This window comes from Streptomyces sp. NBC_01351, assembly GCF_036237315.1.
In the GTDB taxonomy this organism is placed as follows: Bacteria; Actinomycetota; Actinomycetes; order Streptomycetales; family Streptomycetaceae; genus Streptomyces.
This window is the reverse complement of sequence record NZ_CP108356.1, coordinates 968,527-987,201: the sequence shown is the minus strand read 5'-3', so window position 1 is coordinate 987,201 and position 18,675 is coordinate 968,527. Positions and strand designations below refer to the sequence as shown.

15 protein-coding genes are annotated in these 18,675 nt (G+C 72.6%); 6 read left to right on the top strand and 9 right to left on the bottom strand.

Annotation, left to right across the window (positions count from 1 at the left end; all coding sequences use genetic code 11):
* Positions 1-11 precede the first annotated feature (11 nt).
* Together OG625_RS04720 and OG625_RS04715 are read left to right on the top strand one after the other, a co-directional pair.
* Entirely contained in the window at positions 12-689 is a 678-nt protein-coding gene (locus tag OG625_RS04720) for a class I SAM-dependent methyltransferase (RefSeq protein WP_329376796.1), read from the top strand.
* A complete protein-coding gene (locus tag OG625_RS04715; RefSeq protein ID WP_329376795.1) occupies positions 683-1,678 on the top strand; it encodes a class I SAM-dependent methyltransferase in 996 nt (331 codons plus the stop codon). The genes OG625_RS04720 and OG625_RS04715 overlap by 7 nt, the downstream gene beginning before the upstream one ends.
* A gap of 16 nt (positions 1,679-1,694) precedes the next feature.
* Here the strand turns inward: OG625_RS04715 and OG625_RS04710 are convergent, their stop codons facing one another.
* The gene (locus OG625_RS04710) at positions 1,695-2,684 is read right to left on the bottom strand and encodes a glycosyltransferase family 2 protein (protein ID WP_329376794.1); all 990 of its coding nucleotides are present in this window, start codon (positions 2,682-2,684) and stop codon (positions 1,695-1,697) included.
* Positions 2,612-4,651, bottom strand: coding sequence for an O-antigen ligase family protein (locus OG625_RS04705; RefSeq protein WP_329376793.1), 2,040 nt, complete (start codon positions 4,649-4,651; stop codon positions 2,612-2,614). Before OG625_RS04705 ends, OG625_RS04710 begins: the two co-directional genes overlap by 73 nt.
* 88 nt (positions 4,652-4,739) lie before the next feature.
* On the opposite strand from OG625_RS04705, the gene OG625_RS04700 reads away from it, so the two are divergent.
* Positions 4,740-5,366 (top strand): hypothetical protein, encoded by a 627-nt coding sequence (locus OG625_RS04700; protein ID WP_329376792.1) that lies wholly within the window; start codon positions 4,740-4,742, stop codon positions 5,364-5,366.
* A gap of 17 nt (positions 5,367-5,383) precedes the next feature.
* On the opposite strand, the gene OG625_RS04695 is transcribed toward OG625_RS04700, so the two are convergent.
* The 7 genes from OG625_RS04695 to OG625_RS04665 are packed head-to-tail and all read right to left on the bottom strand — an operon-like array spanning position 5,384 to position 15,060.
* Complete coding sequence (locus tag OG625_RS04695; RefSeq protein WP_329376791.1) at positions 5,384-6,433, bottom strand: glycosyltransferase; 1,050 nt, start codon at positions 6,431-6,433, stop codon at positions 5,384-5,386.
* Positions 6,430-9,729 (bottom strand): DUF4082 domain-containing protein, encoded by a 3,300-nt coding sequence (locus tag OG625_RS04690; protein WP_329376790.1) that lies wholly within the window; start codon positions 9,727-9,729, stop codon positions 6,430-6,432. Before OG625_RS04690 ends, OG625_RS04695 begins: the two co-directional genes overlap by 4 nt.
* 17 nt (positions 9,730-9,746) lie before the next feature.
* Entirely contained in the window at positions 9,747-10,862 is a 1,116-nt protein-coding gene (locus tag OG625_RS04685; protein WP_329376789.1) for a DegT/DnrJ/EryC1/StrS family aminotransferase, read from the bottom strand.
* Complete coding sequence (locus OG625_RS04680; RefSeq protein WP_329376788.1) at positions 10,859-11,746, bottom strand: acetyltransferase; 888 nt, start codon at positions 11,744-11,746, stop codon at positions 10,859-10,861. Before OG625_RS04680 ends, OG625_RS04685 begins: the two co-directional genes overlap by 4 nt.
* On the bottom strand, positions 11,743-12,885 hold the full coding sequence (locus OG625_RS04675; protein WP_329376787.1) for a DegT/DnrJ/EryC1/StrS family aminotransferase: 1,143 nt from the start codon (positions 12,883-12,885) through the stop codon (positions 11,743-11,745). Before OG625_RS04675 ends, OG625_RS04680 begins: the two co-directional genes overlap by 4 nt.
* A complete protein-coding gene (locus tag OG625_RS04670; RefSeq protein WP_329376786.1) occupies positions 12,882-13,904 on the bottom strand; it encodes an SDR family NAD(P)-dependent oxidoreductase in 1,023 nt (340 codons plus the stop codon). Before OG625_RS04670 ends, OG625_RS04675 begins: the two co-directional genes overlap by 4 nt.
* 55 nt (positions 13,905-13,959) lie before the next feature.
* The gene (locus OG625_RS04665) at positions 13,960-15,060 is read right to left on the bottom strand and encodes a Gfo/Idh/MocA family protein (protein ID WP_329376785.1); all 1,101 of its coding nucleotides are present in this window, start codon (positions 15,058-15,060) and stop codon (positions 13,960-13,962) included.
* A 321-nt stretch (positions 15,061-15,381) separates the two neighbouring features.
* Between OG625_RS04665 and OG625_RS04660 the strand changes: the two genes are divergently transcribed.
* From OG625_RS04660 to OG625_RS04650, 3 genes are read left to right on the top strand one after another with little or no spacing between them, the layout of a single operon-like run.
* On the top strand, positions 15,382-16,290 hold the full coding sequence (locus OG625_RS04660) for a glycosyltransferase (protein ID WP_329376784.1): 909 nt from the start codon (positions 15,382-15,384) through the stop codon (positions 16,288-16,290).
* 2 nt (positions 16,291-16,292) lie between these two features.
* Positions 16,293-17,636 carry an MFS transporter gene (locus tag OG625_RS04655; RefSeq protein WP_329376783.1) on the top strand — a complete coding sequence of 448 codons (1,344 nt, stop codon included), beginning with the start codon at positions 16,293-16,295 and terminating at the stop codon, positions 17,634-17,636.
* A complete protein-coding gene (locus tag OG625_RS04650; protein WP_329376782.1) occupies positions 17,633-18,652 on the top strand; it encodes a TolB family protein in 1,020 nt (339 codons plus the stop codon). Before OG625_RS04655 ends, OG625_RS04650 begins: the two co-directional genes overlap by 4 nt.
* Positions 18,653-18,675 lie beyond the last annotated feature (23 nt).

The window sequence follows — 18,675 nt, the reverse complement described above, 5'->3', positions numbered from 1 at the left end:
TGGTTGATCCCGTGCCCCGATCCCGCGCCCTCAGGAACAAGTTCGTCGACGCGCCCGGCTCGCTGGGTGAACGCATGCGCGTGGCCCGCTGGGAGCGGTTCCGGCGCTGCTTCCCCGGCATCGAGAACATGAGCGTCGTGGACCTGGGCGGAACGGCCGAGATGTGGCTGCGCGCACCGGTGCGCGCCAAGCACGTCCACCTGATCAATCTGGAGGAACACCCCGCCGAACTGCCCGACTGGATCACCGCGGAGGTAGCCGACGTCACCGACCCGGAGGTCGCCGCCGAACTGAGCAGCCAGGGTGGCTACGACCTGGTGTTCTCCAACTCGACCATCGAGCACGTGGGCGGCCACAGCCAGCGCCGGCTGTTCGTCGGCGCCGTCGAGTCACTGGCCCCGCTGCACTGGATCCAGACGCCGTACCGCTATTTCCCCGTCGAGCCGCACTTCGTGGCGCCCGGCTTCCAGTTCCTGCCACTGGCCGCCAGGGCCCGGCTGGTACGGCGCTGGCCGCTCGTCCACAGCCGCCCCGACAGCCCGGAGTCGGCGATGAACGCAGTGATCAACATCGAGCTGCTGACCCGTACCGAAATGCGTTACCTGTTCCCCGGATCGGCCCTCCTCAGCGAGCGGCTGCTCGGTGCCCCGAAGTCGCTCATAGCCGTGAGGACGGAGCCTGCATGCTGAACAACCTGATCAACCGACACGACGCCGACCGGCTGCTGCGCAAGGTGCGACGGCTGGAACTGGACCCGGTGCTGGCCAAGCTGCGGGTGCGCGGCGGCGCGCGGGTGGTCCAGCACTGGTCCCGGGTCGACCCGTCGCTGACCGAGTGGTGGGCGATCCCGGGGGTCGTCAAGCGGTGGAACCTGCTGATGACCGGCGACGCGGACACGTCCTATCCCGAGTACGTGGCCGCCAAGCACTTCGCGCCGCGCACGGATCTGCGCGGCCTTTCGCTGGGGTGCGGCACCGGCGGGAACGAACTGCTCTGGGCGAAGACCGGCGCGTTCGGTCTCCTGGAGGGCGTGGACGTGGCGCAGCAGCGCATCGACTTCGCCACCCGGGCCGCCGCAGAGCACGGACTCGCCGACGTCCTGCGCTTCCGGGTCACCGACGTCAACCGGATGGCCGGCGACGGCGAACGCTTCGACGTGCTGCTGGGCCTGCAGTCGCTGCACCATTTCGACGACCTCGACGAGACCCTGCCGCGGCTGTCCCGGCTGATCGAGCCCGGCGGGACCTTCGTGGTGGACGAGTTCGTCGGCCCCACCAGGTTCCAGTGGACCGACGGCCAACTGGACGCGGCGAACGCGCTGCTGGCCGAGATCCCCGAGGAGCGGCGGCGCCTGGCCGACGGCCGGATCAAGCGCCGCGTCGTACGGCCCAGCAGGCTGTCGATGGTGCTGGACGACCCCTCGGAGGCCGTCGACGCGGCGGCGCTGCTGCCGGGCCTGCGACGCCATTTCGAGGTGGTCGAGGAACGGCCGTACGGGGGCACGGTGCTGCACATCGCGTTCTCCGGGATCGCGCACAACTTCCGTGACCAGGAGCCGGAGACGCTGGCGCTGCTGGAGCGGTGCTTCGCCGCCGAGGACGCGGCGCTCCCGGAGGTGGGGCACGACTTCGTCGCCATGGTCTGCCGCCCGCGCGGCGAACCACACAACCTGGGTTAGGCGAGCCCGGCGGCGGTCAGGGCCCAGGCGTGGCACGCAGGGCGCCCGGCCGGGCGAGTGCGGCCGCGGCCGCCCGGCTGGCCGGGCGGCCGAGCGCGGCTCGCGAGGTCTCCCGGAGCAGGACGGCGGCACGGAAGGCGGCCGTGGCGAGGGCGCCGTGCCGGTGCCCGTACAGACGGACGCGGTTGAGGGTGAGCAGGGTCCAGAGCCGGGGCGAGACCCGGGAGTCGCCGCCGAGGTGTACGGCTTCGGCGGCCGGTTCGAGTCGGGTGCGGTAGCCGCGGTCCCGCGCGCGCAGGCAGTATTCGGTCTCCTCGGAGTAGAGGAAGAAGGACTCGTCCCACGGGCCGCAGGCGGCCAGGCAGTCCGCGGAGAGGGCCATCAGGGCTCCGGTCGCCCAGTCCGCGTACGTGGGCCGCTCGTACGCGGCGGGGTCGGTGACCAGTTCGCTCAGGTGGGGGAAGCGCCCGGCCCGGCGGTTGCCGATGACGGCCTCGCCGAGGGCGCGGGTCACGCTCGACTCCCGGCGGAGCGAGTGCACGAGGGTGCTGCCGTCCTCCTCGTACAGCAGCGGCACGCTGATCCCGACGCGGTCGCCGTCCGCCGCGGGCGCGCCGAGCCCGTCCACGAGCAGCTTGGCGCAGCCCCGCCGCATCCGGATGTCCGGGTTGCAGACGAGGGCCGCCCGGAAGCCGCCCTGCCAGTCCGCGGCGGCCGCGAGGGCGGCGTTCACCCCGGCCGCGTACCCGGCGTTGCGGCCGGTGTGGACGACCGTCGCGTCCGGGGCCAGGGAACGGAGCAGCTCCACGGTGTCGTCGGCCGAGTCGTTGTCGGCGACGACGAGCCGCCAGTCGAGCCCGGCCATGCCCTCCGGCAGGGCGGTGAGGAACTCCGGAAGCACCGCGGCACTGTTCCAGGTGACGACGACAACGGCTACCGGACCGGCTGCGGTTGATTGGGCTGGTGGGGTTGCCGGACGACGGGAGGCCGGACTGTCGGACCGCATGAGGACTCCAGGGTGAGGGGCTTCGGCGCCGTGCGCCGGATGAAGCCGAGGTAGCTGCCGCCGGCGGCGATCGTCAGGAAGAACATCCCGGCGAACATCGGGAAGCTGAGGGCGTCGAAGGTGGCGCTGCTGACCAGGGCGACGAGGGCGGAGGCGAAGAACGCCTGCCCCAGCTCCCGGTCGGATTCGTCGCGGGCCAGGCGGCGGATGGCGCCGCCCTGGTGGATCCCGGTCAGGAAGAGGGCCAGGAGGGCGATCAGCCCGAGCAGGCCCATCTCCGCCAGCGTCAGCATGTACTGGTTGTCGGTGAAGAAGTACAGCTCGGGGATGAAGGTCCCCAGGCCCCGCCCGAACAGGGGCCGCCCCTCCAGGTAGGGGGCGATCGCGCCGTACTTGACCGTACGGGCCTGCGTGCTGCTGTCGGAATTGCTCAGGAAGGAGGCGAACAGCGTGGTGATGGTCCCGATCAGCCCGGGGATGATCACCTTGAAGCAGGCCACCGAACCCAGCAGCACGCCGATCGCGGTCCACCGCCGCTGCGGCTTCCACCGCGGCACCAACACCACGGCCACGATGAGGGCCCCGATGATCGACGTACGCGACACCGTCAGCGGCAGCGCGCCGCCCATCAGCACCACCGGCAGCCAGCGGCGCCACCGGCTCAGGTGCGCCCGTACCGGATCGAAGGCCTGCTGCACGGCGAAGGGCACCAGCAGGGCGAGCATCCCGCCGAACTCCAGGGGATGCGCCGTGGTGGAGCGCGGGCGGGTGAAGGCGCCGCGGTCCATGGCGGTGATCTGCGCGGCGCCCGACTGGAGACCGGGGATGCTGATGCGGTCGGCGATGTTCGTGGCGGTGAAGAAGTCGTAATAGCCGATGGCGGCGACCACCGCCGCCATCACCACGGCCCTGCGCAGCAGCACGTCGAGCCGGGCCCGGTTCGAGACCGCGGCGGAGACCAGCACCACCAGGGACACCCACACCAGCAGCCCGATCAGTCCGCGGTCCGCCCCGAGGAGCTCCTTGCGGGAGGCGCCCCGCGTCGCGTTCGCCACGTACGAGGCCAGCACCGATACGGCCAGCAGCCACATCATCACCCGGGGCAGCCGGGTGCCCCGGGCGGGCCGGATCCGGCCGGTGAGCCACGCCGCCAGGTACCAGAACAGGCCCAGCAGCGCGAACACGTTGGCCGGCGTACCGACACCGCCCATCCCCGGCAGCGTCAGGTTCGAGGGGATGAAGAAGGCCAGCGCCAGGTAGCCGCTGAGCAGCGTGACCGCGTCCAGCCGGCGGCCGCGGGCCCGTCTGCGCGGCTGCCGTCCGCGCACCTTGGCCGAGGCCCCGTTCGCACGCCTGCGGCGCAGCGCCACCACCAGGGTCTCGGTCACGAACGACAGCGTGAACCCGGCCGTCGTGCAGAGGATGATGACGCCGAGCACCTGCTGGTAGCGGCTCTTGAGCTGGGGCTGCGGGGTCTGCGGCAGCACCACGGGCGTGGTCTGCACGAAGAACGCGGGCTCGACCTTGGCCGCCGCCTGGAGCGCGCCCAGCTGCTCCCCGGCGAAACCGGTGAGGATGTTGGTCTCCCGCAGCACCTTCTCCCGGTCGGTACCCGTCACGGTCAGCGTGAGCATCGGGCCCGAGGCGTTCGCGGCGAAGGAGACCGTGTACGGGTCCGTCACTCCGAGGCCGTGCAGGTCCCGCGCCGCGTCCGTCCCCGACAGGGTCCTGATCAGCACGTCCGCGGTCACGACCAGTGAACCGCCGGCATTGGAGATGGGATTGCCGAACGCGGGGGCCAGCTCGGCCACCGCCTTGGAATCGATCAGCGCCACCGAGCTCTGCGACTGGTAGGCCACCGGCACCGACCGGTACAGGTGGCCGGCCGCGAGCAGACCGATCAGCGTCAGCGGCACCATCACGTACCAGCGGCGCCGCAGCACCGCGAGTATTTCACCGATGGTCACGAACGCCCCCGACAGGTACGGGATTTGATGGCGCGCCGACACCCGGCCTGACAGGATCGATCACGACGTGGGGAACGGAAGGAATCGTGTGTCGCCTGGTGAGCTGGTCCGCGCGCTGCGCCGGCGCTGGTACGTCCTGGTCGTCGCCATGGCGCTCGCGGCCGCCGGAGCCCACCAGGTGATGCGCCCCAGCCCGACGTACCTGAGCTCGGCGATCGTCGTGCTCAAACCGCCGGTGACCGGCAACCAGCCGAACCAGCTCGCCAACCTCCAGCCGCCCCTCGCCGCCGTCTCCTACGCGGCCGTACGACAGCTGGAGTCCTCCGCCGGCGCGGCCGAACTGCGTGCCGCGGGGGTCGACGGCACCTACCGGATGATCCCCCGCAACAGCGGCACCAGCGTGACCCCGCGCTACCTGATCCCCTCGTTGCAGATCCAGGCCGAGCAGCCCGGTCCGGCAGCCGCGGACGCGGCCGTACGGAAGATCATCGAGCTGTACACGCAGCGCCTGACGGACCTGCAGACGCAGCAGGGCATCCCCGAGGCGGCCCGGATGAGCGTCACCCTGCTGGTGCCGCCCAATGCCGTGGCGCAGTCCGGCGACAAGAGCCGCGGACTGGCCGGTTCGGCCCTGCTCGCCGGGGTCGCCGGGGTACCGGTGGCCTTGTGGACCGACCAGCTGCTCGCCCGCCGTGGCCGGCGGGCGAGCAGCTGAGTGGTACGGACGGTTCATCAGATCCCTCGGCGCTTCCACGACCGCCACCACAGCCACTCGCGGCCCCGGTCGGCGACCGCCGACAGCACCAGCGGCTGGAGGTACGGCATCACGCGCGCCCCGATCCGCCGACGCCTGAGCAGCGCCCGGTACTCGCCGAGCGCGGTGTAGCCGCCGGGCAGGCACTCGGCGGCGAACGCCACGAGCTCGTCGACCGGAACGACCTCGGTCCGGCCGCGGTCGTAGGCGCGGTAGGCCCGGCGCAGCGCGTACCGGGCGAGCCGGGTGCGCGCCGCGAGCGACAGCAGGTCGGCCCCCGGGAGCAGGCCGCCGCACTTCTCCAGCACCGAGTCGAAGGCGACGAGGCGCTGGCGCAGGTCGTCGAGCTGCCCGCCGAAGTCGGTGGTGGACATGTTGTTGCCGTGGACCCGGTAGAAGGCCTGGTCGGCCCCGCTGACGTAGCCCACGTCGGCGTGCGCCGCGAGCCGCATCCACATCTCGATGTCACCGGCGTGCGGGAGCTCCGGGTCGTAGCCCCCGACCTTGCGCTGGAGGCTCGTGCGCACCACCACCTCGGGCGAGGTGATGCACCCGGTGCCCTCCCGGAACCGGCGCTCCAGCCACCAGTGGCCGGGGTAGACCACCGACCCTGTGGACCGGGTACGGGCGGCGGGCAGCGGCCCGCCGTGCCGGAAGCGCAGCGGCCTGCCGTAGGCGAAGCCCGCCTCCGGATGCGCGTCGAGCAGGGCGGCGGCGCGCACCAGCGCCCCGGGGACCAGCCGGTCGTCCGCCGAGAGCAGCGCGACGTAGTCCCCGTCGGCCCACTCCAGCAGGCCCTCGTTGTAGGTGGCGATGTGACCCCGGTTGCGCTCGTGGACCCGTACCTCGATCCGCGGGTCCTTCGCCGCCAGGGCACGCGCCACGTCCGCGGAGTCGTCGGGCGAGGCGTCGTCGATGATCAGCACCCGGACGTCGACGCCCTCCTGTTCGTCCAGGACGCTCTTGACGCAGTCGGCCAGGAAATGGCCGTACTTGTAGCAGGGGATCACCACGCTGACCGTGCTCACTGGCCGGGCACCTCCGAGGCGGTGGACGACTGGACGGGAGCGGGCGGGGTCGTGGTGAAGATCGGGCCGACCCAGTAGTTCACCGAGCCGAAGGTGTTGTTCGGGAAGGCGGTGGACGCGCCGTACTTGTACAGGCCGTTGGCGGCGCCGGCGGTGTCGGCCGGGGCGACCAGCGGATAGGAGCGGTGCGCCGCGGTGAAGTAGCCGCCGTCCACGGAGTAGTTGCCGTTCGGCGCGTGGTAGGAGGCCACGTAGGTGGTGCCCGCGGTGATGGGAACCGGGGTGGCGAACTGGAGCTGCTGCCAGCCGGTCAGCGTTTCACTGCCGAAGGTTCCGGTGGCCAGCAGGGTGCCGTTGGCCGCCCACAGGCTGCCGGTGTGCGTGCCGGTGTTCCCGGGCCCCTTGTAGAAGGTGACGCCGGTGATGTAGCCGTTCACCGCGGACTGGAAGCGGGTGCCGAGCTCCACCGAGTTGGTGTCGTCGCTCACGTTGGCGGTGCTCGGCGTGGTGGTGCCGCTCCACAGCGTGCAGGGGCAGTTGACCGTCGGTGGCGTCGTGCTGGTGGTGAAGTTCCACGTCACCGGCGCGGCCATGGCATTGCCCCACAGGTCGGAGGCCTGCACGGACGCCGTGTAGGTGGTGCTGAGGGCGAGCTCGCCGGCCGGGGTGAAGGTGGCGCTGTTCGAGGCGCCGAGGACCTTGGTGCCCGGTACGGAGTTGCCCCCGGAGTCCTTCAGGGTGAACACCAGGGTGTCCGCGTCGACGGCCCCGCTGAAGGTCGCCGTCACCGCCGCCGTGATCGCCGTCCCGGTCGCCGCGGACTGCGGCGAGGTCGCGGTGACGGTGGGGGGCGTCGTGCTCGCCGTGGCGGTGTCCAGGACCGCGTCCACCCAGTAGTTGCTGCCGGACGAGGCGTTGTTCGGGAAGCCGCCCGTGCCGCTGTAGCGGTAGACGCCGTTGCCGCCGTCGGTGCCGTTCTTCAGCGCTGTGAGCGGGGCCAGTCCGGCTTCCGCAGAGGCGAAGGTGGGGTCGTAGGAGTAGCCGCCGTGGGGTGCGAAGTAGGAGGCGATGTAGGTGGTGTTGGGCTTGATCGGCACCGGGGAGGAGAAGTTCAGCTGCTGCCAGCCGGACGCCGTCTCGTTGGTGAAGGTGCCGGTGGCCAGGCGCTGCCCTGAGCTGCTCCACAGGCTGCCGGTGTGCGTGCCGGTGTTCGCGGGGGACTTGTAGAAGCGGACGCCGGTGATGGAACCGGGCACCGACGAGCGGATCTTCACGCCGAGTTCGACGGCGCCGCCGTCACCGCCGTTGACGGTGCCGGGGACGGTCGCGGCCGGCCAGACGGTGCACGGGCACTGCTGCGGCCCGACGGTCACCGCCACCGTGGTGGTGGCGCCGATGTTCACGCTGTCGTCCACCGCGCGCACCTTGATCTGGGCCGCGCCCGGGGCGGTGGGCGTCCAGGTGTAGCTCCAGGAGCCGAGGCCCGTGGTCGCCTTCCAAGTGGTCCCGCCGTCGGTGGAGACCTCCACGCGGGCCACCACCCCGCCGCCGGTGTCGGACGCCGTGCCCGTGATGGTCACGGGCCTGAGCGCCGGCACGGTGGCGTTCGCCGCGGGGCTGGTCACGGTGACGGCCGGGCCGACGGTGTCGGTGGAGGCCGTCGCCGCGGCCAGGTCGCTCTGCAGGGACTTGGGCTGCACGCCCATGTCGGCGAACACGTTCACCGTGGCCTGCTGCATCCGCTTGTCCGCGGTGACCACCGCGTCGTCCGGATTGCCGGTGGGCATGTTCGTCAGACCCCAGGACCACTGCACCGTGCCCGCCCCGAACACCAGGGCGCCCGAGGTCTGGTCGCGGAAGGCGAGCAGGCTGTGCGTCGCGGTGCCGTTGCCGTAGTTGTTGCCGTAGTCGAGGCGCAGCTTGCCGTCGTTGATGTCGACCGTGGTCGAGGACATCCGGATCTGTCCGGGCGGCCGGTAGCCGTCCTCCACGTCGCTGTCCCATTCGTAGCCGAGGGTGCCGACCGGGAACGTGGCGGTCTGGGAGGGGGTCAGGGAAGCGACGGTGGTGTTGCGCCACAGCCGCATCTTGGCGAAGGAGCCGGGCACGGTGATCGCGTCGGCGCGGTAGCCGTTCACGCTGAACAGCGAGCCGGTCAGCTGGTTCTGCGGCTGGAAGGTCCGTCCGTTGGTGCCGCTGGCCGGGTCCATGAAGGTGCCGGTCCAGATCCCGCTCGGGTCGGGGACGCCGTTCGGCTGGGGGAAGGACAGCTTGGTCTCCTTGTAGCAGACCAGCGTCCGGTCGGCGGTGTTCGTACCGTCGATGCTCGGGGCGAGGCGGGTCTTCCAGAAGACCTCGTTGCCGGCGAAGTAGGTCTGGTTGACCCCGGCCCGGCGCGCGTTGAGCGCGTTGGTGAACTGGTCCTGGGTCCAGTACTCGTCGTGTCCCGAGGACATGAAGACCTTGTGGTTGCGCAGCTCCGTCGCGCCGCGGTTCGACATGTCGATGCCGGAGACGTAGCTGACGTCGTACCCGTTGCGCTCCAGCCACGCGACCATCTGGTACTCGGAACCGTAGATCCCGTTCTCCCCGCCGATGTCCATCGGCCGGTTGTAGCTGACCTCGTACGCCCGACCGTCCGGGGCGGGTCCGGCGCCGTCGTACAGGTCCTGGCCGCCGTAGTTGTTGTATGCCTGCCAGGTCTGGTCGCTGGTCTGCACCACGATGTCGGAGTGGCTGGAGTCGTTGCGGACGACGAACGGGTAGGGCATCACCCCGTTGCCGTCCGCCTGGTCGAAGTTGACGATGTACAGACCGGAGACGGCGTTGGCCGGCACGGTCCACGTCGCGGTGACCGGCCAGTTCCCGCAGTCGACCAGACCCGTGGAGGCCTTGGTCGTACAGCCGGCGGGATTGCCGCCCTGCGCGAAGTTCGCCGGGTACGTCTGCGAGGCCTGGGCCGCGGTCGACATCAGACGGGCCCCGTCACCCCCGTAGTGGCCCAGCCGGTACACCGAGACGCGGTACGGGGTCGGCGATTGGATCTTGAACTGTACGGTCTCGCCGGCCTGGACGCTGGTCTGCGCCGGGAAACCCTTGATGTCGCCGTAGGCGCTCGGTGCGAACCAGTCGGACATGGGAGTGCCCGGCTTGGAGTTCTCGCACACGATCGCGTTCGTCCCCGGGCCGCACGGATCGACCGCACTCGCCACCGCGGCGGGCGGCAGCACCGTGGCCATGAGAGCGGCGACCACGGTGAAGAGACCGTACCGGAGGAGCCTTCTCCGTCTGTTCATCTGTACCTCTTCTTGCGTCAGCGCAGGGCGTTGGCGAGCGCGTCGACGACCCGCTGCTGTTGGGCAGCGGTGATCTGCGGGAAGAGCGGAAGGGAGAGCATCCGCTCGGCGGCCCGCTCGGCGTGGGGGAAGTCGCCGCGGCCGTGCCCGAGGTGACGATAGGCGGGGGTGAGGTGGACGGGGGCCGGATAGTGCACGCCCGCGCCGATGCCCTCCGCGTTGAGCTTGCCGACGACGGCGTCCCGGTCCGCCCCGTCGACCCGTACGACGTACAGGTGCCACACGTGGACGTTGCCCTCCGCCGTCACCGGCAGGGTGACCCGTCCGGCGGCCGCGAGCCCGGCCAGCAGGGCGTCGTAGCGGGCGGCGGCGGCCCGCCGGGCCGCGTTCCCGTCGGCCAGCCGGGCCAGCTTCGCCCGCAGGACCACGGCCTGCAGACCGTCGAGCCGGCTGTTGAACCCGGCCACGTCGTGCCGGTACTTGGCGACGCCGCCGTGGTTGGCCAGCGCCCGCACCAGCGCGGCCGTCTCCGCGTCGTCGGTGACCACCGCGCCCGCGTCCCCGTAGGCGCCCAGGTTCTTGCCCGGGTAGAAGCTGGTCGCGGCGATCCCGCCGCCGCCGGGGGAGCGGCCGTGACGGGTCGCGCCCTGGCTCTGCGCCGCGTCCTCGACCACGCGGGCGTACGGGGGCAGCAGCGCGGCCAGTTCGGCCGTGTCGGCGCACTGCCCGTACAGGTGGACGGGGACCACCGCGCGGGTGGCCTTCCCGACCGCGTCGAGCGCGGCCTGCGGGTCCATCAGCAGGGTCTCGGGGAAGCAGTCGACCAGCACCGGACGGGCGCCGATCCGGGCGACGGCGCCCGCGGTGGCGATGAAGGTGTTGGCGGGCAGCACCACCTCGTCGCCCGCGCCCACCCCGCTCGCGCGCAGCGCCAGTTCGAGGGCGTCGGTGCCGTTGGCGACGCCCACGCAGTGCCCGACCCCGGCGAACTCGGCGTACTCGCGCTCGAAGGAGGCGACCTCCTCACCACCGATGAAGGCCGTGCCGGCCAGCACCCGGTCGAACCCGGCGCGCACTTCGTCGGCGACCTCGGCGTGCGCCGCCTTGAGGTCGACGAGAGGTATCTGGTTCATGCGACTGGACTCCCCATCGTGTCTCCGGCGATCCGTGTCTCCGGCCACCGGCCGGTGCCGTTCTCCGTGCGGTGCGCCGATGCCCGTCCGGGCACCGGCGCGTCCGCAGCAGGCCCGTCCGGCGCCTCCGCGTCGCGGGCCAGTTCGGCGAGAGCGGGGCCCGCCGCCTGACGCAGGCGGCGGGCCGGGGTACCGGCCCAGACCTCCCCGGCGGGGACATCCGCCAGGACGGTGCTGCCCATACCGGTCAGGGACCAGGCGCCCACCTCGGCGCACTCCCGGACCAGCGCACCCGCACCCACATAGGCGCCCCGCCGCACCCGCACCCCGCCGCCCAGGCGGGCCCCCGAGGCGAGCGTGGCGAAGTCCCCCACGGCGTCGTCGTGGGTGAGGACCACCTGCGGCATCACCGCCACGTGCGACCCGACCCGGACGGCGGCGGTCAGGACGACGTGCGCGAGCAACACCGAACCCACGCCGAGCATCGAGGAGTCCGACACCACCGCCGTGGGGTGGACCACCGTCGCGTAGCGGTGCACGGGCAGCCCCAGGCGCCGCACCAGCCGGGCGCGGACCGCGTAGTCGCGCGGACTGCCGACGCAGACCACCACCCGGGCTTCCCACAGCTCGTGCACCCGCTCGCAGCCCCCCAGCACCGGCACACCGTCCACGTCCCGGCCGTGCAGGGAGGCGTCGTCGTCGAGGTGCCCGGCGAGCCGCCAGCGCGGGGGCCGGCCCCGCGCCACGTCCGCGGCGGCCACGTCCCGTACCGCCTGCGCGGTCTCGCGCGCGAAGCCGCCCGCGCCGACGATCAGCAGGTCCTCGGTGTCCGGCCGGCCGTGCGTCCGACCGTCGGCCCGCCCGTCGGCGCGCCCGGGGCTCATCCGCCCGCCTGTTCGCGGAGCACCGCCACCACGCGGTCCTGCTGGGCGTGCGTCATGGTGTGGAACAGCGGCAGGATCAGCGAGTCCCGGCTGATCCGCTCCGTCACCGGGAGCGGGGCCGAACCGTGGCCCGCGTACGCCGGCTCCAGGTGCGAGGCCATGATCCCGCGCCGGGCCGAGACCCCGGCCTGTGCGAGCGCGGCCAGCAGCGCGTCCCGGCCGACCGGGAAGTCCTCGGCCGGCAGCACCCAGTACGACTGGAAGTTGCCCTGGCCGTAACCGGGATCCCGCACCGGGGTGAGCCCGGGGACCTCGGCCAGCAGCTCCGTGTAGCGGGCGGCCAGCGCCCGGCGCCGGGCCACGATCTCGTCCAGCTTGCCCAACTGCACCAGGCCCACCGCGGCCTGGATGTCGGTCATCCGGTAGTTGTAGCCGACCTCCAGATAGCTCTCGACGATCGGCTTCCCGCTCGCGTGCCGCTCCGCCGCGGACACGTTCATCCCGTGCTCGCGCAGCCGCCGCAGCCGCTGCGCCCACTCGGCGTCGTCCGTGGTCAGCATGCCGCCCTCGCCGGTGGTGATCACCTTGCGCGGGTGGAAGGACCAGGCCGCGAGCAGCGCCCCCTGGCCCACGGACTTGCCGCCGACGGTCGCGCCGATGCCGCAGGCCGCGTCCTCCACCAGCGAGAGGTCCCAGTCGGCGCAGGCCGCGCGCAGCGCGTGCACGTCCGCGGGCACCCCGCCCTGGTGGACGGCGAGCACCGCCTTGGTACGGGGGGTGCGGACCGCGTCGACGGTGGCCGGGGTCAGGTTGCCGGTGGCCTCCTCCACGTCCGCGAAGACCGGCCGCGCGCCCACGTAGCGCACCGCGTTGGCCGTCGCGATGAACGACAGGGAGGGTACGACCACCTCGTCGCCCGGGCCCAGCTCCAGCGCGATCAGCGCCAGGTGTAGGGCGGTGGTGCACGAGCTCACCGCGATGCCGTGCTCCGCGCCCACCCGCTCGGCGAAGGCCCGCTCGAACTCGGAGACCCGCGGGCCCTGGGCGACCCAGCCGGAGAGCACCGCGTCGGCGGCGGCCCGCGCTTCCTCCTCGCCCAGCCACGGCACCATCACGGGGATGCGGTCCCCGGCGCTCATCGGGTCTCGCCAGCGGTCGCGCCAGGGGTCTCGCCACGCGTCGCGGCCGCGTCGGCGGCGCGCTCCGACCGCCACCAGTCCACCAGGTCCCGCAGCCCGCTCCGCATGTCGATCTCCGCGGTGAAGCCGAGGCGTTCCGCGGCCACCGAGGTGTCCGCGAGCCGCCGGGTCACCCCGTTCACGGCGCGGGCCGGCCCGTGCACCGGCGCCAGGCCGTCAGCGTCCATCGCCTCCAGCAGGCCGAGCGCGAGGTCGAGCAGGCTCGTCTCCGTGCCGCTCGCGATGTTGAACACCTCGTCGGTCAGATCCGATTCGGCGGCCAGCAGATTGGCCCTGGCGATGTCCCTGACGTCGACGAAGTCCATGGTCTGGGTGCCGTCGCCCAGGATCAGCGGCGGCTCGCCCGCGACGATCCGCTCCATCCAGCGGATCAGCACCTCGGTGTACAGCCCGTGGATGTCCATCCGGGGCCCGTAGACGTTGAAGTAGCGCAGCGCGACGTAGTCCAGCCCGTACATGGCGCGGAAACTGCGCAGCATCCCCTCGTTGAAGGCCTTCGCCGCGCCGTAGAAGGTGTCGTTGTTGTACGGGTGGTGGCGCTCGGTGGTCGGGAAGGTCTCCGCCAGCCCGTAGACCGAGGCCGAGGACGAGGCGATCACCTTGCCCACCCCCGCGGCGGCCGCCGCCTCCAGCACGTTGAACGTGCCGTCCACCAGTACCTCGTTCGCCAGCCGCGGTTCCTCCGCGCACTGGGTGATCCGGATGGCGGCCAGGTGGAACACCAGGTCCGCGCCGTCCGTGGCCTTGCGCACGGCGGCCACGTCACGGACGTCGCCCTCGACGACCTCCACCACACCGCTCGGCAGGGCGCGGGCCAGGTTCGCGGCACGCCCCCGGACGAAGTTGTCGAGTACGACGACCTCGCGCGCCCCGTTGTCCACCAGCAGGTCCACCACGTGCGACCCGATGGTCCCCGCCCCGCCGGTGACCAGAATCCTCTTGCCTCGTACGCTGCTCAACGCCCCGCCCCCACTGAGTTGTTCATCGTCTGTCGTACGAACGTCCCACCAACGGTCAACGGCCGGTGCGCAGTCCGACCACCGCGCCACGGAACTCCAGGCTCCGCGAGGCCGCTTCCAGAATGTCGAGCACCTTCAGGCCCGCCCGGCCGTCGGTCAGCGGAGGCCGCCCCGTCCGGACCGCGTCGGCGAACTCCTCGACCATGCTGCGCAGCGCTTCCTTCTCGCCGAGCGCGGGCGCCACCATGTCGCCGGTCCGGTAGGAGACGAGCATGTCGCGCCGTTCGTCCTCGCCGATCTCCTGAGGAGCGGTCAGATCCACCCCGCGGTCGAACACCGCGACCCGCTGGGAGGGGTTGAGGTCGTCCCACACCAGCGTCCGCTTGGAGCCGCCGACCATGGTGGTGCGGACCTTCGTCGGGGACAGCCAGTTGACGTGCACGTGCGCGATGGCGCCGGTGCTGAGCTGGAGCGTCAGATAGGCCACGCAGGACTGCCCGGCCCCGATCGGATCGGCTCCGTGGGCGGCGACCGCGACGGGCTGCACGTGGTCGGGGAGGATGAAGTCGAGGACCGACAGGTCGTGCGGGGCCAGGTCCCACAGGACGTCGATGTCCTTCTGCACCAGCCCCAGGTTGATCCGGACCGAGTCGACGAACTGGATGTCGCCGAGCTCCCCGGATCGGACCATGTCGCGGATCCGGGCCACCGCCGGGGTGTAGCAGTACGTGTGGTCGCACATAAGCGTGAGACCGCGCTCCTCCGCCTCGCGTACGAGCTTCAGTCCGTCCTCGTAGGTGGCCGCGAGGGGCTTCTCCACGAGTACGTGCTTCCCGGCGCGCAGCGCGGCCAGTGCCACGTCCAGGTGCGTCCCGGCGGGGGTGGCCACGGCGACGGCGTCCACCTCCGGGTCCGCGAGGACGGCCGCGTAATCGGATGTCGCCTGGACGGTGGAGTACCCGCCGAGGACCTGCCGGGCCCGGTCCACGTTCAGGTCGCACAGCCAGCGCAGCCGGAACGCCGGACTGGACTGGAAGTTGCGGACGAGGTTGGGGCCCCAATAGCCCGCGCCGACCACGGCAACGCCTAACGGGCCCCCGGGTTCCCGGCCTGCGGCGACGGGGGCCCGCCCCGCCTCCCGCGCGGTGTCCTTCACAGCGTTCCCCTTCCCTCCGCGCACGCCGAGCGGCGTGCCGACAACTCGTGGCCGGGGCGCGTGTGATGGGGGGACGTGCCGTCGAGGGCAGGCCGGAGGTCGCCTGCGCGACCCGTGCGTGACCTGTTCAACGGCGATGGCCCCCCACAACCGATGCTGCGATATCCGCGTGCTTCCACCCCCCGGACCGGCCGCGTGTTCCCCCAGGCGACCGGACCGTACAGCGCGCTCAATCTAGACCACCTTGCCTATGACTGGGGAGAGTTGGGGGAATCACCCGAGTCGGATGATCGGCCGTGATCGAACGTGCATACTGCCCGGGTGACCAGCATCGTGATCCCGGCCCACAACGAGGGCCGGGTCATCGGCCGGCTCCTCGACGCGCTCCTGGCGGACAGCGCCGACGGGAGCGACATCGTCGTCGTGTGCAACGGCTGTACGGACGACACCGCCGAGGTGGCGGGCGCGCGCGGCCCGCGCGTCCGCGTGGTCGACATACCGACTCCCTCCAAGCACACGGCACTTCGGGTCGGCGACGAGCACGCGCGCGGTTTCCCCCGGCTCTACGTGGACGCCGACGTCGTCCTCGGCGCCGACGGCGTACGGGCCCTCGTCGCCGCGCTCGACGGGACCCCGGAGTTCCTCGCCGCCGCCCCCGGCCGGGACATCCCGCTGGCCGGCTGCGCCTGGCCGGTCCGGGCGTACTACCGGGTGTGGCAGCGGCTCCCGGCCGTCCGCGAGGGGCTGTTCGGCCGGGGGGTCATCGCCGTGACCGAGGCGGGGCACGCGCGGATCGCCGCGCTGCCGCCGCTCATGGCCGACGACCTGGCCGCGTCGCTGGCCTTCGGGCGGGGGGAGCGGACCGTGGTCGAGTCGGCCCGGGTCGTCGTCCACCCGCCGCGCACCTGGTCCGACCTGGTCAAGCGGAAGGTCCGCGCGGCGACCTCCTCCGCCGAGCTGGAACACGTACAGGCGCCACAGGCGCCACAGGCACCCCAGCCCCAGCAGCCCCAGGCCCCGCAGTCGACGCACGCGGCGCCGTCCGCGCGCACCGGCACCGCCGATCTGCGCGCCCTGCTGCGCGCCGACCCGCGGCTGCTCCCGGAGGTGGTGGTGTTCGTCGTGGCGGCCCTCGCCGCCCGCAGGGGGTCCCGCAAGGCCATCCGGGACGGGGACTTCTCCACCTGGCTGCGGGACGAGAGCAGCCGGCAGGACACGGGGAGCGCCTGACCATGTATCTCGCGGACCGCTCCGCCCCCGCCGGGGCGAAGACCGCGCCGGGCCCAGGCCCCGGGCGGACCCCGGCGGTGGCTTCCACCGTCTTCGCGCTGGGCACGGTCAGCCTGATCACCGACATCTCCTCGGAGATGGTCACCGCCGTCCTGCCGCTCTACCTCATCGTCGGGCTCGGCCTGAGCCCCCTCGGTTTCGGCGCCCTCGACGGCGTCTACAACGGGGTCAGCGCCTTCGTCCAGCTCACCGGCGGACACCTCGCCGACCGGGTGCGGAACCACAAGCTGATCGCCGGGCTCGGCTACGGCCTGTCCGCCCTGTGCAAACCGCTGCTGCTGCTCGCCCACAGCGCGGGCCCCGTGGCGGTGGTCCTCGCGCTGGAACGCACCGGCAAGGGGCTGCGCACCGCCCCGCGCGACGCTCTGATCTCCCTGTCCACGCCACCGGAGCTGCAGGGGCGCGCCTTCGGTGTGCACCGGGCGATGGACACCACCGGAGCGCTGCTCGGCCCTCTCGCCGCCTTCTTCATCCTGAGCGCGGCGGTCGGCGGCTACGACGCAGTCTTCGGGGTGAGCGCCTGCGTGGCCCTGCTCGGCGTGGTCGTGCTCGTGCTGTTCGTCCCGGGTAGGACGGACCCCCTTGCCCCTGCCGCCGCTGCCGGCCCAGCCGCCCCAGCCGTTCCTGCAGCCCCCGCTGCTCCCGCCGCTCCCGCCGTCGGCGTGCGCGAGGCCCTGGCCCTGCTGAGGCTGCCCAGACTGCGCGCCCTGGCGCTCTGCGCCGCCCTGCTCGGGCTCACCACCGTCAGCGACGCCTTCCTCTACCTGTTCCTGCAGAGCCGCACCGGGATCGGAGAGCACTGGTTCCCGCTGCTGCCGCTGGGCACCGCGGCGGTGTTCCTGCTGCTGGCCGTACCGGCGGGGGCCCTCGCCGACCGGATCGGGCGGCGCACCGTGTTCCTCGCCGGGCACGCCCTCCTCCTCGCCGCGTACGGGCTCCTGCTGTGGGCCCCCGACTGGCCGGCCCTGCCCTTCCTCGTCCTCGCCCTGCACGGGGTCTTCTACGCGGCCACCGACGGGGTGCTGCCCGCCGCCGTCGCCGCCACCGTCCCCGGGGACCTGCGGGGCACCGGCCTGGCACTCGTCGGGACCGGCCAGGCCCTGGCCCGGGTCGCCTGCTCGCTGGCCTTCGGCGGGGCCTGGACCCTCTGGGGCCCCGGCCCGGCACTCGCCGCCGCGGCGGCCGGACTGCTGTGCTGCGCGACCGTCGCCGGCTTCGTCCTGCGCGACCCGCGCGCCACACCTCGTACCGACCCGACCCGACGCCCGGGAGGAACCACCCGATGACGCTCTCGCCGAAGCGCCGCCTGCTCGTCCTCGCCGTGGCGGTCCTGCTCCTCGGCGGCGCCGCCACCGCGATGGTGCTGCGCGCCGCCGCCCGGGCCGAGCAGCCGCAGCAGGGCGGCCCCGCCGTCACCGCCGGCCAGGTCACGCTCACCCGCCCGGGCGCGCTGGCCCTGCTCAACACCGCCCAGGGCCCGCACCGCGGCACCCTCGTCTCCGTCCCGGCCGAGAACCCCCGGGGCGACCGCACCGCCTCCGACCTCAGCTGTCAGCGCTTCCACGCCTCCGCGGGCACCGGCGTGTGCCTGCGCTCCACCCCGGGCGCCCTCGCGCAGGACAACCAGGCCCTGATCGTCGACGCCGACCTGCGCACCGTACGCAGCTTCCCCCTCGCGGGCACCCCGAGCCGGGCCCGGGTCTCCCCGAGCGGCAGGTTCGCCGCGTGGACGGTCTTCGTCGCGGGGGAGTCGTACGGCGCCGCGTTCTTCTCCACCCGTACCGCCATCGTGGACACCAGGACCTGGCAGCTGGAACCGGACCTGGAGAAGTTCACCGTCCTCATGGACGGCAAGAAGTACAGCTCGGCCGACGTGAACTTCTGGGGCGTCACCTTCTCCAAGGACGACGACACCTTCTACGCCACCCTCGGCACGAACAACCAGACCCATCTGGTCAAGGGGTCGATCTCCGGGCGGAGCGTCACCACCCTCGCGCAGAACGTCGAATGCCCGTCCCTGTCCCCGGACGAGACCCGCGTCGCCTACAAGAAGCGGGTGCAGCGGGGGGCTTCGCTGTGGCGCGAACACGTCCTGGACCTGCGGACCCTGCGCGAGCAGCCGCTCGCGGAGAAGCACAGCGTGGACGACCAGGCCGTATGGCTCGACGACCGCACCCTCGCCTACGCCCTGCCCACCGAGGGCGCCGTCGAGAGCACGGACCTGTGGACCGTCCCCGCCGACGGCAGCGGCAGCCCGCGCGTACTGGCCCCGGGTGCCTCCTCGCCGGCCCGCCTCGGCTGACCGCTCCGGCGGCTGACCGCCTC